Origin of the sequence: Streptomyces sp. NPDC087901 (genome assembly GCF_044742205.1) — a bacterium.
GTDB lineage: Bacteria > Actinomycetota > Actinomycetes > Streptomycetales > Streptomycetaceae > Streptomyces.
In genome coordinates, this window is record NZ_JBIUUC010000014.1 from 158643 (window position 1) to 178696 (window position 20054).

Here is a 20054-nt window from a genome sequence, read left to right on the forward strand (position 1 = left end):
CGGCGAGGGGGGTCAGGCGATACAGGCGTTCGGATTGTCGTCACACGGGGACGACATGCTGCTGTCCTCCACCCCGAACGGATCGACTATCCCCTCGAACATCTCCCACAGACCGCCGCCCCAGCCGTGCTCCTCGATCAGGGCCGGCGCCTGGGCCACGGTCAGCACTCCCCCGGCGATGCCGAACCCCTTGGCGAATCCGCTGACATGCGGTGCCTCGCCCTTGGGGACGGGCCAGGGGCTCTTGCCACGGATCTCGAACTTCCGGCCGGTGAGATCAGCCATCTCGGGCTCGTCGAGGACCTTGGCACGGTTCTTCGTCAACGTCGCCTGCAGGAGCGGGTTCTCCGCCACCATCTTCCCGTAGACGCCGGTGAGGTCCTCGGCGTTCAGGGCCTTCCACAGCTCGGCCGCTTCGCTCTTGGCCACCTTCATGTCCTCGTCGGAGAGCATGACGTCAGTGGCCTTGGACTTGCCCTGTTTCGCCCTGACCCGGGCCTCCCTGTCCTTGCCCATCACGTCGGCCAGTCCGCTCATGGCAGCCCATCCCTTCTCCAGGTGCCAGAGCTTCACGGTCGGCTGTCCGTGGTTGAACTCGTTGATCAGAGCCGTCGCGGTCTTGCCGTCACCGAGGCCGCCCAGCACCTGCGGCCGGAGGTAGAGGTTGGACAGGATTCCCCGGAGCTTCGTGTTCTGAACATGCGGAGGGCTCGCCCGGGGCTTGTTGAGCCCCGGATTGTGTGCCTGGCGCGCCTTCTGCGCCTCGTACGCCTGCCTGTCCGGGTCGTAGAGACCGGTGGGGTCGCGATGGGTGACGGGGTTGTTGCGGCTGTAGGCGTAGCCGTTCATCTGCAGGGGGTCGGCCGAGTCCATGACCGGGTCCGCCGAGATGAACCGTCCCGTCGACTGGTCGTACTCACGGGCTCCCAGATGGGTCAGGCCCGTGTCCTTGTCGTCGATTCCGACACCCAGGTAACTGCGGCTGTCGGGCCAGGTGGCGGGCTGGGTGCCCCGCGCCTCTCCGTACGGCTTGAACGCCCGGCGTGTGAGGGGCTGCCCCGCGGCCATCTCGACCGCGGTGGTCCCGGTACCGAGATGGTCGGCCAGCAGAACGTGCAGCTTGTGGCCGGTGATGGCGCCGTTGACGGTCGACCGCACCACGGTGGGGGCGCCGTCCTGCGTGTACGCGCGGGTGGCTCGCGTGATCTTTCCGCCCGCGGTCCTCAGCTCGGTCTCCCCCAGGTACAGGACACTGCCCGAGGGGGTGGACTCCAGGATCCGGTTGCCGTCGGCGTCATAGACGTAGGTCGTCGTCACACCGTCGGAGGTGATCTTCTCGAGCCGGTTCTCGGGGGTCCACTCCAGGTCCTGCGTCACGTCCGCCAGATCACGGACCTTCGTGTTGCCCGCCAGGTCGTAGGTGTAGCTCGCGCCCCGGCCGGCCGGTGTGGAGGTCACGTCGGTCAGGGTGTGCGGCTGAGTGACGGTCGTCGGCGAGGTGCCGTTGCCGGTGACCGTCGTCCCGTAGCCGTAGGCGAGCTTCGTGACCTTCGTGGGGTCCAGCGGGCTGTGCTCGGTCATCCCCGCCCGGTTGCCGATCACATCGAAGGTGTAGCTGTCCCAGTAGGACGTCGGGCCCACCGCGACGGAACCGGTGGCCGGACCCGCGGCGGCGAGCGAAGCGGCCAGGGCCGGGTCGGGGGACGACGAGTCGGTGTCCTCGGCCGCGTCCGGAGCGTCGGCGACCGGACCCGATGCGGGCTCGGCGTCCGTCCGGTTTCCCCACACCGCACCGCCTGCGGCCTTGCAGCCGGTCCCGTTGCCGCTGCCGAGCGTGGTGACGGAGGACGTCCACGCGTGAACGAGCTCGCCCAAGGCGTCATAGGTGAAGCACTGGTTGTCCCAGACTGAGGTCGCTCCGTCGGTCACCTTCCGCGCGTCGGAGGTGACGTTGCCCGCGATGTCGTAGGAGTAGAAGTCGTCCGAGATCCGGTGCGAGTTCGCGGTCTCACGGTCGGCCACCTTGCGCTGGAGACGGCCGGTCGTCTCGTCGGTGAAGCTGGTCGTCCAGACCCGGTAGGGCTGCGGGCCGCTGACCGTGCGCAGCGTCTCGCCGTACGGGGAGTAGGTGACGTCGGACGTGTACCAGTTCAGTCCGGACGTCGACACGGGCTGGCCGTCGCTGTTGTACCGGGTGACGACCTTCTCCGCGGCCAGGCCGCCCGCCGCGGGCAGCGTCGCCGAGAGCTGTTTGCCCGTCGCCGAATACGTGTACGCGTAGGTGTAGGTCCCGGAGACACCCGTGGTCATGGCGTTCGCCGGGATCACCGTCTGACGGCCGGTGGGCCGGTAGTCGGTGTCGTATCCGGTCACCTTGCTGATGTAGTCGCCGCTCTTGTCGTGGCGGATCGAGGCGACCGGCTTGCCGAGGGCGCCGGCGGCGTCGAAGGTGAACTCCTTGACGGGAGCGGCCGTGGGTGAACCCTCGCGGACCGCCTTGACGCGACCCAACTCGTCGTACTCCGTGTAGGTGATGCCACGGCTGTCCTTGACACTGGTCCGCCGGTCGGCGCCGTCGTAGCCGAACAGGCTCTCGCCGGTGTCCGGGTCCGTCGCGGTGACCGTCCGGCCGCGGGTGTCGTAGGTGTACGTCCAGGTGTTGCCTGCCGGGTCCGTGACCTTCTTCCGGTTCCCTCTGACGTCGTACTCGTATTCGGTGCCGCGCCACTGGGAGGACTCGGAATTCGTGTACTGCTGGATCTCCGTGACGCGGCCGCGAGCGTCGGTCCAGGTGTTCGTCGCCGGTGCCGCGCCGCCGGCCGGCGCGACGTAGGTGCTGGTGTCGTGGTAGGCGGTGACGGAGGCGTACTGCGGTTCGCCCAGCAGGATGGAGGAGACCCGGACGGGCCGCTCCAGACCGTCGTAACGGGTCCTCGTGAGGCTCGGGACAATGCTGTCGGACGCACGCTTGAACTGGGCGGCCTGCGGGTCTCCGGCGGTCAGGTAGGGCTTGGTCTGCTCACGGACCAGGCCGTGGTCGTTGTAGTACGTGTCCGTGATGATGCGCCCCGGACCGCTCGCGTCGCTCTGCGTCTGGACCTGCCGCATGAGCCCGTCGTACACGGTGACCTGCTTGGCATAGCCTCCGTCGTCCTTGAGGGTCTGCACGGTCACTGCCGTCGGTCTGGTCACGGTGGGCGTGGCGACGGCCATCTGATAGGCGATCTGCACGTTGGGCGACTGGGTTCCCGCCGAACGGGAGGCCGACCACCCCTTCACCAGCCTGCCGAGACCGTCGTACTCCATGCGTGTCACCCGGCCGTTGGCGTCGGTGACGGTGAGCGGAAGGGCCCGACCGGGGTCGAACGTGGTGACCTCGGGGTGTCCCTTCGCGTTGATGGTCCTGATGGACGTGACCGGGCCGCCGCTGTCGGCCGGGGTGTACTGGGTCTCGGTGACTCCGCCGTCGGGCTTCTTCAACGTGCGGACCCGCCCCAGCGGGTCGTACGTCGAGACGGTGAGAACCGAGTGGGCGGTGCCGCCGCCGTCGATGTCGGCGACGGTGGTGGGCAGCCCCTTCGTCGGCACCGCGCCCCACGCCAGGCCGTCGTAGGAGGTCCGGAGCGATCCGGTCACCTCGGTGGCCGGATCGGCCGCTTCGAACGCGGCGCACGACGTGGCGGTGGAGCGAACGGACTTGGCCAGGCCGATCAGCCCCTTGTCGGGGTTGTGGACGTACTCCGTCCGGGCACAGGTGTAGTCGCTGAGGGTCTCGCCCGTCCCGTTCGGCTTGACGACGGCGCTCTCGACCTGGACGGGGAGCCCGTAGTCCGGATCGACCTCGGTCCGGGTGCGCACGGCCCGCCAGCTGGTCTCGACCGTCTGGATCGCGTCGGACCGGGCGATCCCGGTGCGGTGTGCCAGCAGGGCCGCCGCGCCGCCGTCCCGGTCCCGTGACGCCGTCTGCTTGGACCAGGGGTAGTTGAGGGTGCGCGAGAGAACGCGGCCTCCGCTGCCGTCGTACGTGAGCGTCTCGGCGACCATGCCGGCGTACTGGTCCTGGTCGTCGGCGAGGAGTGTGACGGCGTTCTTCGAGTCCTTCACGGCGCCGCCCATCCCCTGGAAGTACCGGGTGACAGCGTAGGACTGGGTCTGCGGGCTGCCGCTGGAGGGCACGTTCTTGCTGCCCTCGACGGTGACCACCTGCCGGTAGCCGCGCCAGTCGCTGTAGGTACGCAGGTCGGGCTTGGAGAACTCGTCGTCACTCTTGGCCCAGGCGGCGCCGCTGTAGTTGTACTTGGTGGTGATGCGGTCGGAGACGCCGGTGATCTTGTCGGTCTCGGTGACCGAGTCCACCACGTACTTGTTGAACCAGGAGAGCGCGGGCTTCTCGTCCTCGCCGTCCGGGGACCAGCGGGTGGGGAAGCAGGCGTTCGTGTTCTTGTCCTGGGCCACCGATGGCTGGGTACGGCAGCCGCCCTTGTAGATGACCTCGATGTCCGCGCCGTGTTCGGTGGAGATCGCTCCGATACGGGGCCGGGTGAAGCCGGGGCGCGGGTCGGACGACGAGGTCGGCACGAGGTTGCGGAGCTGGCGGTCCTTCAGGTAGCTGCCGAGGGGGTGATCGGCGGCGACCACGTACGGGGAGAAGCTCACGCCCGCGTCCGAGAGCAAGGTGCCGGCGGAGTCGCCCGGAGCGAAGCCCCTACGGGTGATCTTGTTGAGCCACAGGCCGGGCGAGGTGTCGTACCAGTCGCGCGGGAAGCTCTGCTGGAGGCCATAGGTGTCGACCTTGGCCAGCGCGGTGCTGCCGGGCCGGGCCGACTCGGTGGTGACGGACTCCAGCCGCTTCCTGCTCCAGAAGGACGGAAAGGCGGGGCAGAGCTTCGAGTCGGACTTGCAGTTCAGGTTGCCGGGGGCGTCCCACCAGGGGCGGTAGGAGGCAGGATCCTTGGTGTTGTTGAACGCGGCCTCGTCGCAGGCGGAACCGGCCGCCAGGCAGCGTTCCTTCACGTTGAACACGACGCGTGCGGAGGGCGAGGTGAGCGAGGTGGTGCGCAGACCGTACTCGATGCTGGTCGGGTAGCCGCCGCGGATGTACTGCTCAGGTGACTTGAACTTCTTGTTCGGGGCGTAGTAGTTGGTCTCCTGGGCCCAGTTGATGATCATCGCGTTCCCGTGGACGTCGACGACCTTGTCCAGACCCCAGTACCAGGCCTGCTGCTTCTTGGTGGAACCCTCGGTGCAGCGCGAGTCGGCGAACGCGGCGGCGTGGCAGGGCTCGCCGGGGTGGTTGCCGTAGACGGGCACGGTGAACACGGACTTGGTGTCGGCGTGCCCCCCGCCGACCTTGTTCAGGCCGAACGAGTACTGCATACCGTCGGGCAGGGTGACGAGCCAGTACTCGCCGTTGTCGTCGCCGTTGACGCCGTCGCCGGTCTTCAGCTCGACACGGGTGCCGTCGTCGCTCTTCGGGCGGTAGGTGTTGGTCGTGCCCACCCTCACCAGCTCGATGGTCTTGCCGCCGAGGGACATCACGGCGTTGTAGGACACCCAGCAGAGGTCCGAAGTCTTGTACTTCTTCTCCTTGTTGTTGGGAGCGCCCGCGTCCGTGTCCTTTCGGTCGTCCTGGCAGGTCCGGTAGCGACGCTCGATGTGGCCGGGCTCGTAGTCCCAGCCCTCACCGATCCATGACGCCTGCGGGGAACTCGTGGAGGTCTTGCCGTCGACGGCCTGGGACGAGTAGTCGAAGGAGATCTGCGGGGTCGGGCCGGCCGGCGGGGCCGGGACCGTCAGCGGGTAGGACCACGTGAACGCGCCCGAGGAACTGCCGGCCGCCCACTTGCCGTCGCCGATCAGCGGGGTCGCCTTGAACGAACCGCCTTCGCCCGCACCGGAGTCGACCGCACCGACAACAGCCTTGTCGCCGCCCGCGGCAACCGTGGTGGCGAACGCGGTCCGCTCCGCGGTCGGGGACATCAGTGGAGCGGAGGCGGGCGTCACCGTGCCGTCGGCCGCGGTGTCGACCGTAGCCGTGAGCGTCCTGCCACTGGTGTCGTTGGTCGTCTCCAGTTCCTGGTAGGTCCGGCATTCCTCCAGGTCCGGGGTGGTGAGGTAGCACTCGGGGAACTGGACGAAGCGCAGACGGGAGGCCCAGTCCGCGCCGTAGAGGTTCTGGTACGCCTTGTAGTCGAGCTCGACGGAGACAGGTACCGAGGCTCCGGCGGGGGCGGTCACGGTGAGCACCGCGCCGTCGACTCCGTCGGCTGCCGGGGCCGCCCGGTCGAGGATGCCGACCTGCCAGGTGCCGGTGGGCATCTCGGCGCCGGGCGCGCGGCCCAGTCTCACCGGCAGGCTGCCGGCCGGGACCGGTGCGGGATCGGTCTCGGCGGCCGAGGCGGACTTCGCGCCGGATGCCTTCTGCTGGACCGCGCTGCCGAAGGTCACTGGCGCGGTGTCACCGACCGGAGGGCTGGTCGTGCCGGCGGGCGCCTCCGTGGTGTTCTCCGGCGCCTCGGCCGCGATGCTTTCGAGGTTGGCATCGCGCGTCGATCCGTCGATCAGCTTCTCCTGGCCCAGCTTCTCCAGGACGAGCTCCTCGCGTGGCACCTCCGCCTTCGAAGGGTCGGGCGGGAGGGCGAACGCCTGCACAGGCAGCAGAGCGAGCATCAGACCGGTGGCGATGACCGTGAACACGGCGGAGCGGCGGCGCCTTGGGCGCACGGACGGCAGAACGGGCACAGCGTGGTCCCCCCGGACGACAGGAGCGGCGCCTGCCAGTCCACAGGCAATGCCACTTGCTACGAAGGCGTTGATTCTGTGGTCACGCTGTGAAGAAAAGCCAGGCGAAATCGCGCATGCGTGATCATGATCACATCAGGTAAGCGATCAACTGCAACAAGTGCCATACAGAACGGGCGAAGCTCCCGCCGCACCCGATGAGCGACTCAAGTGGATCATTGGGATCCCATCCCCCACTTCCCCCCTGAAAGCCCATCAAATACACGTCGGATTCGTACCTTTGACCACGGAAGGCGCACTTTCCGGCACCCGTGGAACCGCATCGACGGCACGTCCGGGCTGCCGACGGCTTCCGCACCCCACTCCACGGAGGGGCACCGTCCGGCTGCGGTCGGCGACCGCCGGCAGGTGACGCGGTGCCGTTCCTGGGTCATGATCTGCTCGCGTCTTCACACTCTGTGCACAACGGCGTGAGGCGTGAAGGAGAGGAGTGACCGGTCGGCGGTCCGTCACCGAGCCGGTATCAGGGGGAGGAAAGCGCGCGTATGAAGAGCAGTTGGCGGCCCACGGCCAGACGCAGGACGGCTGCCACGATCACGGTGGCCGCGATCGTGGCGTCCGGGATGACCTATGCCGGGCTCCACAGGTCCGACGCCCCAGCGGGCCGGAAGGCAGCACCCGACCGCGCCACCGCTGCGCCGCTGGACGAGGCGGGGGCGGCATCGAAGGCGGGCAGGACCGGTTCACCGGTGGAGGCGTCGGCGCTTCGTACCGCGTACTCGACGACCTGGGCGCGCCCGGACGGTCTGCTTCAGCGCCGCATTCACACCAGCCCGGTACGGGCCAAGGTGGGGGGCCGCTGGAAGGCCATCGACCCGAACCTGTCCCGGGTCGATGGCGGCTGGTCCCCGAGAGCCACCAACACCCGCATGACCTTCTCTCCCGGAGCGGCGGGCAACGGTTCGACGCGGGCCTCGCGAGCCACCATTCGCAGGACCTCCCTGGTCACCGACGCGGGAACGGCCGGCGGAAACGCGCTGGTGACCCTGACGACAGGCGGCCACGACATCGTGCTGACCTGGCCGGGGCCCATCCCGCAGCCCATCATCGACGGCCCCCGTGCGCTGTATCCGGAGATTCTGCCGGGTGCGGACCTCCTGCTGACGGCGGACGACGGCGGGTTCGCACAGCTCGTCGTGGTGAAGAACCGTCAGGCGGCCGCCGATCCCCGCGTGGCGCAGCTCTCGTACGGCCTGTCCTCGCCCGACCTGCGCTTCCTGCTGGACCCGACCAGCGCGATACTCAGCGCCGTGGACGCCGAGGGCGAGGAAGTCGCCGTGTCCCCCACGCCGTTGATGTGGGACAGCTCCGGGACACCCGCGACGTCCGACGGCGCCGCGGGCTCGTCGGATCCGCCGCCGAGCAGCGAGCCCGAGCCGACCGACACGCCCGGTGGCGGATCCGTCAGCGAGGAGCCGTCCGCCTCCCCCGAGCCGACCGGCACCGTCAACGACGGTGACCAGGGCGACACCTGGAACGAGGTGCTCACCGAGGCGACGGACGAGGCGCCCGACCCCTCCGCCACGGAGCCGGCCGGAACCGAGCCGCCCGTGCCGGCCGAGCCCACCCCCGAACCCACCCAGACCGGGCCGGCCGCGACGCTCTCACTGACCGCTCTGTCCGGCCCGCAGCCCGATTCCCGCGGAACCCTGGTGGAGGCCGATCTCTCGGGCAGTGACTGGCTCCTGACACCTGATCAGGCATTTCTGACCGACCCGGACACCGTGTACCCGGTGTTCATCGACCCGTCGGTGAAAAAGCACACCAACGACTGGACCACTGCCTACAGCCGTCACCCCAGCGCGAACTTCTACAACGGACGGAACTTCAACAAGGGCGGCACGCACGAGGCCCGGGTCGGCTTCGAGTCCGACACCTGGGGCACCTCCCGGTCGTTCTTCACCATCGACTGGGACGCCGACCTCAAGGGCGCCACCGTCCACGAAGCGACCCTGCGGGTCCTGGAGACGTACGCGTGGTCGTGCAGCCCTCGCCGGATGGACATCTATCTCACCGGTGAGATCAGCTCCAAGACCACCTGGAAGAACGCACCGAAGATGACCAGCGCCAACAAGCTGGCCAGCCGCAGCTTCGCGCACGGCTGGAAGTCCGCGTCCTGCCCCGACAAGTACGAGGCGTTCAACGTCAAGCCGACCGCCCAGCGCGCCGTCAACGGCGGCTGGAAGACCATGACGCTCGGCTTCCGTGCCACGGACGAGAGCTCGCAGTACTCCTGGAAGAAGCTCCAGGCCGACGGCGGCAACGACCCCTACGTCGACCTGCTCTACAACCGTCCGCCCGCCGCACCCACCGCTCTCGACCTCGATCCTGAACTGAGCTGCGACACCACGGCGCCGTACGTCAATGTCGCCGCCTCACAGATCACGTTCTGGGCCAACAGCTCCGACAAGGACGGCAACCTCGCCACCGTCCGCTTCGAACTGTGGCCGACGGGCGGCAGCGGAAACCTGCTCGGCTCCAAGGCCAACGTCTCCGTCGGCAGTGGGACCTCCTCGGCGCGCGTCCACACGAGCCCGCTGGCCACCACCGGCCTCAAGAACGGCGTGACGTACTCCTGGCGTGCGCGATCGGTCGACAAGTACGGCGCGACATCCGGCTACACACCGGCATCGGCCGTGCCATGCCGGTTCGTCTTCGACAACGCCAAGCCGTCACCGCCGGTCATCACCTCACCGCACTTCCCCGACGCCGATGGCGCGGACGACGGTTTCGGCAATGCTCCCGAGGACTCGAAGTGGAGCACGGTCAAGTTCGGCACGGCCGGCACCTTCGTCTTCAAGGCCGCCCAGACCGACGTGGTGAAGTACGAGTTCAGCTTCAACCAGGGCTCGTACGTCTTCGCCGCCGCCCGGACCAACGGCGCAGCGGTCACCACGCTGACCACCGTCTCGAACGCCAAGCCTCCGCTCGCCGGACCCAACGTCCTCTACGCGCGGACGGTCGACGACGCCGGGAACAGGTCCGAGCCGCGTAAGTACCTCTTCTACGTCACCCCGCGCGACCAGGCCGACGCCCCCGGCGACTTCGGCGGCGACAAGCTCCCCGACCTGATGGTGGTCGACGGCAACGGCGACCTGCGCGCCTACCCCTCCGAATACACCACCGACCTCACCAAGGGCACCGGCCGACTCGGCTTCTCCGGATCCGCCGGCTACCAGGACAACCCGGCCAAGGATCCCCGTGGCGACGACGGCGAACCGGCTTACGTCGGCGCGCCCAGGGGGTACTGGAAGAACACGCTGATCACGCACCTCGGTGACATCTACGGCGGCGACGGACTCCAGGACCTCGTCGCACGCCGGGAGAACAAGCTGTGGGTCTACCCCGGCGACGGCTACGGCGCCGTCAACATCGAGAAGCGCCAGGAGATCCTCCTGCCCGCCAACGCGCCCAAGCCCGACACCATCACCCAGATCGTGTCCGCCGGAGATGCCACCGGCGACGGGCAGGCCGACTTCTTCGCCACCGTCGGTGATGCCATCTGGGCCTTCGTCGGCTACAACGGCGCCACCGTCGACCGGGCCGTACAGCTCTCCAGTTCCCCCTGGACCGCTCGCGACATCGTCACCGTGCAGGACATCACCGGTGACGGGGTCACCGACCTCGTCTACCGCTCCGACGAGTCCGGCCGCCTCCTGCTGCGCACCGGGAAGAAGGCCACGGGCGGTGGCGTCGACCTCAACTCGCTTGCCGCCGCGGTCAACTCTGCCGATGGAGCGGACAGCGTCTACGGGGCGAGCGGCTGGGGATCCGCCTCCATCCGGTTCCTCTTCGGCACTCCCGATGCCAACGGGGACCAGATCCCGGACATCTGGACGCTCAAAACCGATGGGACCGTACGCTTCTACGCCGGTTCCCGGACCGCCCTGTCGGGGTCCGGAACCCAGATCGTCACCGGGTGGCAGAACAAGATGGCCATCGGCTGACACCCGGGGCTGCGCGTCCGCAGGTCCGGCCGGCCACGGCCGGACCTGCGGACGCGTCAGGCCCCATGACCCGCCCCGCATCAAAGGGGCGTGCGCTCAGCAGGCAGGTCCGCTGTTTCCATCGGGCTGTGCGAGGATGCGCCGAAGCCAGCGGGTACGGGCGTCCCGGGCGTCCTGGCTGAGAGCTGCCCGTGGTGCGATGGTGTCGAAGCCGTGGAAGGCTCCGGCCATACATGCAGTTCGGCTTGGCCACCGGCCTGCCAGATCGCATGGGCGTAGGCCACGCCCTCGTCCCTGAGAGTCTCGGCCGATCCGACATCGATGTAGGCCGGGGGCAGCTTCGACAGATCCTCGGAACGCCCGGGAGCCGCATAGGGCGACAGGTCCCGGGCTCCGTACCGTGCACCCAGCACTGCCTGCCAAGCCGTTGCGCCGGAGGTTCGGTCCCAGGTGTCGACTCCGGCCATCTGGTGGCTGGAGAAGGTGTTGTTACGGTCGTCGAGCATCGGACAGAGGAGCAGTTGCCCGACCGGCGCGGGCCCGCGCCGGTCACGGGTGAGCAGGGCGAGCGCCGCGGCGAGTCCGCCGCCGGCGCTCTTTCCGCCGACAACGATGCGATCCGCGTCAACGCCCAGCCGGGCCGCGTGCTCAGCCACCCAGACGAGTCCGGCGTAACAGTCCTCCAACGCTCCCGGGTGCCGCCTCGTTCGGCGGGATGGCCTGTCATGAGTGCAGGCAACGCTCGCCCGAAGTCCATGTGGCGCAGTCAATCACCGGCCGGGCGGCGGCCACAACGCCCCGGTGAACGTCACAGGGCGGGATCATCAGGGAGCGTGAACGTGTAGGCACGCTGCGCGGCGCAGCCCTGGCAGGTACCGGCGAACCGGGAGAGGAGGCGATCTTCCGCCCGGGAGAGGATGTTGCGCCAGAAAGGGGGTGCTGGTCCACACCCGAGCGCCCCCCTTGATTCAGCGTTCCGTCAGTACATGCAAGGTAGTTGACCGCGCCTCAGCCTGTCGGGGCAGGCTGGAATGTGTGACCCGGCCATGTCCCAGCGGGGCCGCCGCGCCTGGGACCGCCGCTCCTGAGGGTCCGGAGCTGAGGGTCCGGAGCTGCGGGGGTTGACCTCAAGTCAGGTTGAGCTCCTAGGTTCGGGTGCGCCGATGTCGACGTATCGGAGAGGAAGAGCCATGAAGACGCTGGTGTTGGGAAGGACGCCCGCCCGAGTGACGGCGGTGCTGGCCACGCTGCGCGCGGACGGTTTCGCCGCGGAGGGAGTGAGCACCGACGAGGAGGCCCGGAAGCTGTTGGAGGCCGAGGAGTTCGGAGTGCTGATCATTGGCGGGGGCGTGAGGCCGGACTCCCGCGCCGCGATCAAGGAGTTCGCGGCGGAGCACCGGGTGCGGCGGGTGATCGACGGCGCGCTGTCGGAGCCCTTCGACGCCTACGTGCGGCGGGAGTTCGAGCCGCTGATCCGGGAGGTGGCCTCCAAGGAGTGACAGCCGGTCCGCCCAGGCGTCGATCCGCACGAAGCCCGTACCGCTTCAGCTCGATCGCCGAGTGCCAGGGCACAGGAGGACCTCGGTCCGTCGGGCCGGGGCGCGCGCATCCCGTCCCCTGTCCGGGCGCGCGCCCGGGCAGGGGACGGGATCAGGGATCAGGGGGTGACGATGGGGAAGTTGGGTTCGGCGGTGTCGAGGAAGTCGACGAGCCTCTGGAGGACGGCGGGGTCGCCTTGCGTGGTGATGCCGTCGAGCCCGTGGCCGGCGACGACGCCGAGCAGCTGGGGCTTGGTCAACGACAGGGTGAGGTCGGGACTGCCGGTGATGGCGGCGCCTTCACTGGTGCGGTAGGTGAGGGCCCCGTTGGACAGCGTCAGATGCCAGGTGCGGTCGAGGTCGGTGAGGTGCCAGTCCATGGTCAGACCGGTGTCCCAGGCACGGGGGCCGTCGATGCGGATGGCGAGGGTGTCGATGACCTGGTCGACGGAGAGGGCCATGGCCATCTCGGGGTTGCCGAGGTCGACGCCGATGGTTGCCAGGGTGCCGCGCAACTCCATCGCGGCGGTGAGGTAGAAGTTGCGCCAGGTGGCGTTCTCCGCGCCCTGTCCGAGCCGGTCATAGACACCGGCCAGGGCGTCGCGGGCCCCCGCATGGCCGGGTTCGGCGAAGACGGCGTGGTTGAGGAGGGTCACGGCGAAACGCAGATCGCCGGCGTCCGCGTACTGTCGCCCTTTGGCGACCAGGGCCTCGATGCCGCCGTAGTCGGCGGTGAACCGCTTGGCCAGCTCGGTCGGCGGGTGCTCCCACAAGTGGGCGGGGTTGCCGTCGAACCAGCCCATGTACCGCTGGTAGATCGCCTTGACGTTGTGGCTGACCGATCCGTAGTAGCCGCGGGCGGCCCAGTTCTTCTCCAACGCCGGGGGCAGGGCGAAGTCCTCGGCGATCTCCGGACCGGTCAGCCCCTGGTTGAGCAGGCGCAGGGTCTGGTCGTGGAGATAGGCGTAGAGGTCGCGCTGGGCGCTGAGGAACGCGGTGAGCTCCTGCTCACCCCAGGTGGGCCAGTGGTGGGAGGCGAAGACGACATCCGCCTGCCCCTCGAACATCACCAGGGCCTCGTTGAGGTAGTGCGCCCAGATGCGGGAGTCGCGGACGACCGCGCCGCGCAGGGTGAGGACGTTGTGCAGTGTGTGGGTGGCGTTCTCGGCCATGCACAGCGCCCGGTGGTCGGGGAAGAGGAAGTTCATCTCCGAGGGGGCTTCGGTGCCGGGGGTCAGCTGGAAGACGATCCGTACTCCGTCCAGGGTGAGTTCCTGACCGGTGTGGGTGATGTCCACGGTCGGGGCGACGAGGCTGACCGTACCCAGGGAGGTGGCATTGCCCAGTCCGCAGCCGATCTGTCCCTCGGGGCTCCTGGGCAGCCGCATGCCGTACATGAACACCCCGCGGCGGCTCATGGCGTTGCCCGCGTACACGTTCTCCGCCACGGCGTGCTCCATGAACCCGGACGGGGCGACGATGGGGATGTCGGTGACCCCGTGGGGGACGATGGCGCGGGACCCGCCGAAGTGGTCACCGTGCGAGTGGGTGTAGATCATCGCCGTCACCGCGCGCTCACCGCGGTGTGCGCGGTACAGGGCCAGACCGGCCGCGGCCGTTTCCGTGGACATCAGCGGGTCGATCACGATGACGCCGCTCTCCCCCTCGACCAGCGTCATGTTCGACAGGTCCACGCCCCGGACCTGGTAGATGCCCTCGGTCACCTCGTACAGGCCGCTGCGCGCGCACAGCCGGCCCTGACGCCACAGGCTCGGGTTCGCGGTGTCGGGACAGTCGGCGTCCATGAAGTCGTACGCCGAGGTGTCGAACACCACCTTTCTCGACTCGTCCTTCACGACCGGATCCGGCAGCGCCGCGATGAATCCGCGATCGGCGTTCCTCTCGGCAGTGGTGTCCTCGAACGGCAGGTCACTGACACGCATGGGCTCTCCCCGGCTCATCCTCATGAACACGTACGTAACCCATTCACCTGTACAGACCACGCGGCCGCTCGGACGAGTAGCCCGTACGGGTGGCACCCGCCGGCGCCACCCGTACCGGGAAGTCGCTCCCCCCGTATGCGCTCCCCCCGCTGCCGCGGCCGGGCACCGGCCCTGCAGTCGTGACCGCCCACCGCATCCGGTGATTCGGCTCTGCTTCCCCCAACCCGCCGCTGGCGTGCTCCGCCTGCAATGCGCTCGGCCCGACCACCCGCACCACTCGGCCGGGACGGGGGCAGGCGCGTGCCCGCGCCTGCCCGGCTGCCTGGCCCCCGCGGGTCCACCGGACCTGACCCGACGGTTCCCGCGCTGACGGCCGCCACCGGCCGCTACTCCGTGCGGAGCGCCGTGGCCGTACGGGTCTTGGCCGCCCAGCCCGCCGGGAGCATCGCGCCCACCATGGCGATGGCGATGCCGGCCAGCCCCAGCAGGACCAGTTGCCCGGGTTCGTACACCTCGAGGATCGACGGCGGCAGATTGGTGCCCCCCGCGTGGCCCATCACCGGCAGCACATAGCCGTGCAGCGCGTACCCGGCCGGGACGCCGATCAGGCCGCCGAGCACACCGATCCCGGCAACCGAGGCGAGCACGAGGCTCACGGTCTGCCGCGGGGACATGCCGAGCGCCTTGCAGACGCCGATGTCATGAACGCGTTCCCGGGTGTCGAGGACTACGGAGTTGAGCACTCCGAGGCCCGCGACCGAGACCAGCATGAGGGTGAGCAGTACGGCCATCGCGTTCAGGACGAGGATCATGTTCTCCCCTTGGGAAGGGGAGTTGGCCATGACGTCGCCGCCCATCGGCTGCACCACTGAGTTCAGCTTCTGCGCGTACTCGGCGGAGGAGACGCCCGGCTTCACCTCGATGAGGAAGTCCTGGGGCTCGGCCCCGGTGAAGGTGGCGAGGTCCATGGTGAGACGCAGGCCGCCGTCCGAGGTGTCGAACACCTCGCCGACGATCTTCAGGGGCTTCGTCTGCTTCTCGTAGGTCACCTGGACCGTGTCACCGATCCTGGTGCCGGTGCGCTCCAGGAAGCCGGTGGGCACCACTGCCTCCCCCGGTGCCGCGAACCAGCGCCCGGAGATCATCTCGTAGCGGCCGGAACCCGTCTCGCCCTGGTAGAAGCCCGCCCGGACCGTGCCGGAGATCCCGGGCACGATGACGTCGTCCTGCGTCAGGCCGTAGTACGAAGCGGTGCCGGCCTGCGCCTCGATGGCGGCGCGCACCTCGGCGGGGTCGGCGTTCGGAGCCGGCCGGCCGCCGGGACGGGGCTGGCCGCCCTCCGGTCTGGAGGCGATCACGGTGACCTCCGCCCGCTCCTCGGGATCCGCCGCGGCGCCGACCGCGTTGAGGGACGAGGTCAGCCCCAGCGCGAAAGTCGCCGCGACCGTGCCGAAGGCCACCGCGAGAAGCAGCGCGAGCGCACGGACCGGGTGGGCGAAGGGGCTCGCGAGGCCGTACGTCACCGCTCGCGGCAGCGGCAGCCGTCCCGCCGCCCGGTGTGCCCACTGGCCTCGCCCGGAGCGTGGCGCCCGGCCGACCGCGATGGCCTCGACGGTACGCAGCCGGCCCGCCCGCAGCGCGGGGACCAGGGCCGCGACGCCGACGATGAGCACGGTGACGGCCACCACCAGGACGTCCACCCACCAGGCGACGGAGAGCGAGGCGGTGCCGTACACCGACTCGGTGTCCGCCAGCAGCGGCACGGCGAGGAGGTTGCCCAGGACGACGCCCAGCGCGATACCGGCGCCGGCCGGGATCAACGCCTGGGCCACATAGGCCCGGACGACCTCGCGCGGGGTGAAGCCGATGGCCTTGAGGATGCCGATCCGGCGCAGACCGGTGCCCACCGAGCCGCTGATCACGCTGCCGACGATGATCACCGACATGATGATGCCCAGCACGCCGAAGGCGATCAGGAACGGGATGGTCGGCGCCGCGCCCTGGTCTGCGGCCCGCTTGGCGTCCAGCCAGGACTGGGTGCCCACCAGTGCCCCCGACGGTACGGCGGCGGCGAGCTGCTTGCGGCCGGCGGCGATCTGCCCCTTCGTCCCCGCGGAGTCGAAGCGGTAGAGCATCTGACTGGTCTCCGGGCTGTCCTCCGAGGCCAGCGCGCCGACCTGGGCGGGGGTCGCCCAGGCGTCGGCGGTCCTGGCGGCCGAGATCGCGAGGCCGACGACGGTCAGGCCCGGGCTGTTCGCGGCGTCCGAGGCCTTGAGGACCATGCCGAGCTCGAAGTCAGGTCCGGCGACGGACGCGGTGAGCACGATCTCACCGGGCTTCTCGGCCCAGCGGCCGGAGCTCAGATTCAGATCGTCCACCTTGCTCTGCGGACCGGTCCGTCCGACCAGCGTCAGCGGCGTCATGTGACCGCCTCGCTCGTCCACCGGGCGGATCGTCGTGGTCGGATACGGGCCCGCGCTCGCGCTGACCCCGGGCAACTGCCCGGTCTCCTCGAGCTGCGCCGCACTCACGTCGTCCGGATCGAACTGCGCGGTGATGTGCGCCCCGCGCTGCTCGGCGAAGGCGTGGTCGAAGGGGGCGTCGGCGGCAACCATGAGCGACCCGGCGACCACCGCCGAGGCCGCGGCCATCATCGTGGCGATGGCGATCACTACGGTCTGCACCCGGCGTCGGCCCACACCGGAGCGCACGACCCGGCCGAGAACGCCGCTCATCGGACGGCCTGTGCGTGCGTGTCGAGCGCGAGGTGCCCGTCGACCAGGTGGATGGTGCGGCCGGCGCAGGATTCCGCGAGAGCCAGGTCGTGTGTGACCAGCACGATGGTCTGCCCGCCACGGTGCAGATCCACCAGCAGCTCCCGTACGTCCTGGCCCGAGGCGCTGTCGAGCGCGCCGGTGGGCTCGTCGGCGAGCAGCAGCGCGGGCCTGTTGACCAGTGCCCTGGCCACCGCGACCCGCTGACGCTCGCCCCCGGACAGCCGGCCCGGATAGGCGCGGGCAAGCTTGGAGATGCCCAGCACCTCCATCAGCTCACCGGCGCGGACCGCTGCCTTCTTCCTGGCCGTCCCGGTCAGCTGGGCGGGAAGCTGGATGTTGTCAGTGACGGTGAGGTCGTCGAGCAGATTGAAGAACTGGAAGACCATGCCGATCTGCTCGCGGCGGAAGCGGGCCAGGGCGTGTTCGCTCAGCTGGTCGATCCGCCGCCCGGCCACAGTCACGGCGCCTCCGGTCGGCTTGTCCAGGCCGGCGACGAGGTTGAGCAGGGTGGACTTGCCGCTGCCGGAGGGGCCGGTCACGGCGAGTGCCTCGCCCTCGGCGACGCTGAGGTCGATCGGTCCGAGCGCGGGAGCACCGGCGCTGTCGTAGCGCTTGGCCACGCCCTCCAGTTGGATCACGTGAGTCATGGGAGTTGTCCGTCCTTACGGTCGAGAAGGCGCACATGTCTTGGTCGGCCCAGCGAACGTAGGGGCGCGTGCACTTGGGGCGCGTCGTCCGCGGCACGGACATCCGGCCCTCCTCTCGGAGGAACCGGCCGCGGGGTCATCCCTGCGATGTACGCCTGCGGGACGGTGCCTTGGTCACGAAGACGGACGCGCCTCCGGGCCGAGGAGCCGCACAATGTGCTGATGGAGACGGAAGACCGGCGTCGGTGGGTCGGGCAGCTGCGCGATTCGCTGCGCCCGGAGCCCAGACCTGCTCCGCCCTCGCCCGGGGCGGTGCGCTTCGACGTGGTGCTGGCCCTCGTGCTGACCGTCGTTGCGCTGTTCTGGGTCGCGCGCTATCCCGACGCCGGACACCTCGTCCGGATCGACCAGGACGCCTTCTCCCCTCCAGGCCCCGAGCGCCCCATCGTGGTGCAGGAGGCGGAGCACTCGTCAGTGATCTGGCCCTTTGTCGTGCTCTCGTCGCTACCGCTGGCGGCCCGGCGCCGATATCCGCTGGCGGCGTTCGCCATGGTGATGTTCGCGACCCTGGTCATGGTCGACGACGCCTCCTGGATGAACGTGGTGACCTGCGTCATCGGCGCGTACAGCGCCGTCGTCCACAGCCGCTACCGGATGCGGGCCATGGCCGGAATGGTCGTCGCCGCCGTCCTGGCCGGCCTCGCGTTCCGGGAGACGGAACCCATCCTGCCGGGCTGGTCGAGCCCGGCAGTCGTGCTGTTGATCGCCGGGGTGGTGGCCAGTCTCGTCCGCTTCTGGCAGCGGCAGCTGAGTGCGAGCCAGGACCGCTACGCGCAGCTGCAGGAGGCTCAGGAAGAGGCCACGCGCCGGGCCGTCGAGGAGGAACGGGCCCGGATCGCCGCCGAGTTGCACGATGTCGTGACCCACAATGTGAGCGTGATGGTGATTCAGGCGGGCGCGGCACGCAAGGTGATGGATGCGGCGCCCGAGCGTTCGAAGACAGCGCTGCTCGCGGTCGAGGCCGGGGGGCGGGCCGCCATGTCCGAACTCCGCCATGTGATGGGCCTGCTCGCAGCGCCGGACAACGAGCGACCCGACGGCTTCGAACCCCAGCCCGGGCTGGGGCAGCTCGACACCCTGGTGGAGCGGGTACGCGCCGCCGGGACACCGGTGCACATCGCCGTGACGCTGCCCCCGGAACCGCTGCCGCGCGGGGTGGACCTCGCGGCCTATCGCGTCGTCCAGGAAGCGCTGACCAACACGATCAAACACGCGCCCGACGCCGAGGCATCCGTGACGATCGGCTACGCCGAGGACTGGCTGGAGATCGAGATCGCTGACACCGGCGGAAAGCGGGACGCCGTGCCGGCGGTAGGCAGCGGCAGCGGCCTCATCGGACTGCGCGAGCGGCTGGCGATCTACGGCGGCGAACTGACGGCCGGTCCGACCCTTGCCGGCGGCTACCGGATCAAGGCCCGTGTCTCCTGGCGGATCGCATGAGCCGGCCGAGCCTGCGCGCCGTCGTCGCCGACGACCAGGCCCTGGTGCGAACGGGCTTCGGGATGATCCTGGCCGCGGACGGCATCGAGGTGACGGCCGAAGCGGCCGACGGGGCCGAGGCGGTCGCCGCCGCCCGTCGCACACGGCCCGATGTCGTTCTCATGGACATCCGGATGCCCCGGATGGACGGCATCGAAGCGACCAGGCGAATCCTCGCCGACGGCCGGGACAGCACCCGCGTCATCATCCTGACCACCTACGACCTCGACCACTATGTCTACGCCGCCCTCACCGCCGGCGCCAGCGGCTTCCTGCTCAAGGACGTCAGCCCCGAGCACCTGGTGGCCGCCGTACGACTGGTGCAGTCCGGGGACGCCCTCCTCGCACCCTCGATCACCCGCCGTCTGATCGAGCGCTTCGCCAGCCGCGAGGAGCCGGGGGCCCCCACCGTGCACCGCGAACTGTCGGACCTGACCCCGCGCGAGCTCGAGGTGCTCCGCCTGCTCGCGACCGGCCTCAGCAATGCCGAACTCGCCGAGCGCCTCTTCCTCAGCCCGACCACGGTCAAGACGCATGTCGGCCGCATCCTGTCGAAGCTGGACCTCCGTGACCGCGTACAGGCCGTGGTCCTCGCGTACGAGACAGGGCTGATCGTCCCGGAAAGCGGCGCCTAGAAGGCGTCCCGCGTGGGGAGTTGGCGGTGCCCAGCAGGTGCGAGCGGTGTTGACCACGGACGCCGGAAGCCACGCTTGACGGGTGTTCTGCCTTCCCGGCGTCGGGAGTTGCAAGGGGGGATGGGGGCCAGGCGTCGGGGCTGCGGTGAGAGCCCGGGGGGCGTGTCTGGTGAGGAGCCTCGCCGGTGGGTTACGGCAGGGGATCTTTTGTCACGCCAAAGGGTTAC

At 69.6% G+C, this 20054-nt stretch carries 8 protein-coding genes and 1 pseudogene; 4 read left to right on the forward strand and 5 right to left on the reverse strand.

Annotated features, from left to right (window positions below):
- Window positions 1-12: 12 nt before the first annotated feature.
- The gene (locus ACIOEW_RS32905) at window positions 13-6669 is read right to left on the reverse strand and encodes an RHS repeat domain-containing protein (protein ID WP_401968489.1); all 6657 of its coding nucleotides are present in this window, start codon (window positions 6667-6669) and stop codon (window positions 13-15) included.
- 617 nt (window positions 6670-7286) lie between these two features.
- Here ACIOEW_RS32905 and ACIOEW_RS32910 point away from each other — a divergent pair.
- Window positions 7287-10748 (forward strand): DNRLRE domain-containing protein, encoded by a 3462-nt coding sequence (locus tag ACIOEW_RS32910; RefSeq protein WP_401968359.1) that lies wholly within the window; start codon window positions 7287-7289, stop codon window positions 10746-10748.
- Window positions 10749-10844: 96 nt separating this feature from the next.
- Here the strand turns inward: ACIOEW_RS32910 and ACIOEW_RS32915 are convergent.
- Window positions 10845-11446 (reverse strand): annotated as a pseudogene (locus ACIOEW_RS32915) (alpha/beta hydrolase fold domain-containing protein); the annotation flags it as partial.
- Between the two features lie 492 nt (window positions 11447-11938).
- On the opposite strand from ACIOEW_RS32915, the gene ACIOEW_RS32920 reads away from it, so the two are divergent.
- Window positions 11939-12247: a hypothetical protein gene (locus tag ACIOEW_RS32920; RefSeq protein ID WP_401968362.1), complete on the forward strand. Its 309-nt coding sequence runs from the start codon at window positions 11939-11941 to the stop codon at window positions 12245-12247.
- Between the two features lie 158 nt (window positions 12248-12405).
- Here ACIOEW_RS32920 and ACIOEW_RS32925 read toward each other — a convergent pair whose 3' ends face one another.
- From ACIOEW_RS32925 to ACIOEW_RS32935, 3 genes are all read right to left on the reverse strand, one after another.
- Window positions 12406-14229, reverse strand: coding sequence for an alkyl/aryl-sulfatase (locus ACIOEW_RS32925; protein ID WP_401968364.1), 1824 nt, complete (start codon window positions 14227-14229; stop codon window positions 12406-12408).
- A 386-nt stretch (window positions 14230-14615) separates the two neighbouring features.
- Window positions 14616-16964: an ABC transporter permease gene (locus ACIOEW_RS32930; protein WP_401968367.1), complete on the reverse strand. Its 2349-nt coding sequence runs from the start codon at window positions 16962-16964 to the stop codon at window positions 14616-14618.
- On the reverse strand, window positions 16961-17653 hold the full coding sequence (locus ACIOEW_RS32935) for an ABC transporter ATP-binding protein (protein WP_362553498.1): 693 nt from the start codon (window positions 17651-17653) through the stop codon (window positions 16961-16963). The genes ACIOEW_RS32930 and ACIOEW_RS32935 overlap by 4 nt, the downstream gene beginning before the upstream one ends.
- Before the next feature lie 222 nt (window positions 17654-17875).
- On the opposite strand from ACIOEW_RS32935, the gene ACIOEW_RS32940 reads away from it, so the two are divergent.
- Together ACIOEW_RS32940 and ACIOEW_RS32945 are read left to right on the forward strand one after the other, a co-directional pair.
- Entirely contained in the window at window positions 17876-19153 is a 1278-nt protein-coding gene (locus ACIOEW_RS32940; protein ID WP_401968370.1) for a sensor histidine kinase, read from the forward strand.
- Complete coding sequence (locus ACIOEW_RS32945) at window positions 19150-19827, forward strand: response regulator transcription factor (RefSeq protein WP_362553492.1); 678 nt, start codon at window positions 19150-19152, stop codon at window positions 19825-19827. The genes ACIOEW_RS32940 and ACIOEW_RS32945 overlap by 4 nt, the downstream gene beginning before the upstream one ends.
- Window positions 19828-20054 lie beyond the last annotated feature (227 nt).